Annotated in this window: 1 protein-coding gene and 1 pseudogene; both read left to right on the forward strand. The window is 71.8% G+C overall.

Translation table 11 applies throughout. From position 1 onward, the window contains the following. Nucleotides 1–1,159: nickel pincer cofactor biosynthesis protein LarC (gene larC / locus EQG76_RS22485; RefSeq protein WP_200841030.1), on the forward strand; the 1,159-nt coding region annotated here is incomplete at its 5' end. Next, nucleotides 1,156–1,604: pseudogene (locus EQG76_RS22490) on the forward strand (adenine nucleotide alpha hydrolase); the annotation flags it as partial. The gene larC and the pseudogene EQG76_RS22490, both read left to right, overlap by 4 nt.

Genomic DNA, 1,604 nt, shown 5'->3' on the forward strand with positions numbered 1-1,604 from the left:
TGAGGGCGGCCGGCACATCCATCTGGACGCGGCGGGCGGGCTGGCCGGCGACATGTTCGCGGCCGCCCTCCTAGACGCCTTGCCGGAGCTGCAGGATCGGGTCCTGACGGACTGCCGAGCGGTGCTGCCGGAAGGTACGGGCCTGCCCTTCCTGGACGAGGGCACCAGCGGTGCCGTCCGCTGCCGGCGCTTCGGCCTGCGTGATGCCGTGGCCGAGGTGAGCCATGAGGAAAGCCATTTCCGGGACATGGTGCGGCGGATCGAGCAGGCGCGGCTGGCGCCGGGCACGGCCGGCCATGCCGTGGCGGTCCTGCGCGTCCTGGCCGAGGCGGAAGCCGCCATCCACGGGGTGGCGGTGGACCAGGTCCATTTTCACGAGATCAGCGACTGGGATTCGCTGGTGGACGTGGTCGCGGCCGGCAGTATCGCCGCGGCACTGGACGGTGCCAGCTGGTCGGTTTCGCCTCTGCCGCTGGGCGGCGGCCTGGTGCGCACCCGCCATGGCCTGCTCCCGGTCCCTGCCCCCGCCACCGCCGCGATCCTGACCGGGTTCGAGTGGCGCGACGACGGGATCGGCGGCGAGCGAGTCACGCCGACCGGAGCGGCGATCCTGCGCCATCTGGCACCAGGCGCACGGCCGGCCGTGCTGCGGCTGGAGGCAGTTGGCACCGGGGCCGGCAGCCGCGAGCTGGAGCGGATGCCGAACATCCTGCGGGCCACCGTGGCCCGAACGACAGCCGGGCCGCGTACCGAGCAAGTGACGGTGCTGAGCTTCGAGATCGACGACATGACCGGCGAGGAGATCGGCCAGGCCTGCGAACGCCTGCGCGCGCTGCCGGGCGTTCTGGACCTTTCGACCGCGACCCGGCGTGGCAAGAAGGGGCGGCCGCTGGAATCCTTCCGGCTCCTGGTCCGGCCGGACGCGCTGGACGCGGTGTGCCATGCCTGCCTGACCGAGACCTCAACGATCGGCCTGCGCTGGCATGTCGAGGATCGGCTCTGCCTGCCGCGCCAGGAGGACAGCCTGGAGGGGATTCGGCGCAAGCGGGTTGAGCGGCCGGACGGCAGCGTGACGATCAAGGCCGAGAGCGACGACCTTTCCGGCGGCAGCTTGGCAGAGCGGCGGCGGCGCAAGGCGGCCAGCGAGGTCCAGCCATGAGCGAGCGGCAGGCCGACCTGCTCCGTGCGATCGACCGCCATACCGAGCTGGCGATCGCGGTGAGCGGCGGGGTCGACAGCATGACGCTCGCCTATCTGGCGCATCGGTTCGCCAAGGCGCGGGTGCGGATGGTCCATGCGGTCTCTCCCGCCGTGCCGCCGCTGGCGACCGCCAGGGTCCAGGCCCATGCCAGGCGCCATGGCTGGCAGCTCGAGGTGGTGGGTGCCGGGGAGTTCGACGACCCGGCCTACCGGGCCAACCCGGCGAACCGCTGCTATTTCTGCAAGACCAACCTTTATGCCCGGATCCGCGGCCTGACCCCAGGCACGATCGCGTCCGGCGCCAACCTGGATGATCTCTCCGACTACCGGCCGGGCCTGATGGCCGCCGCCGAGCATGGCGTGGTCCATCCCTTCATCGAGGCCGGCATCGCCAAGGCCGAGAT

This window comes from Geminicoccus flavidas, from assembly GCF_009806515.1.
GTDB classification, from domain to species: Bacteria; Pseudomonadota; Alphaproteobacteria; order Geminicoccales; family Geminicoccaceae; genus Geminicoccus; species Geminicoccus flavidus.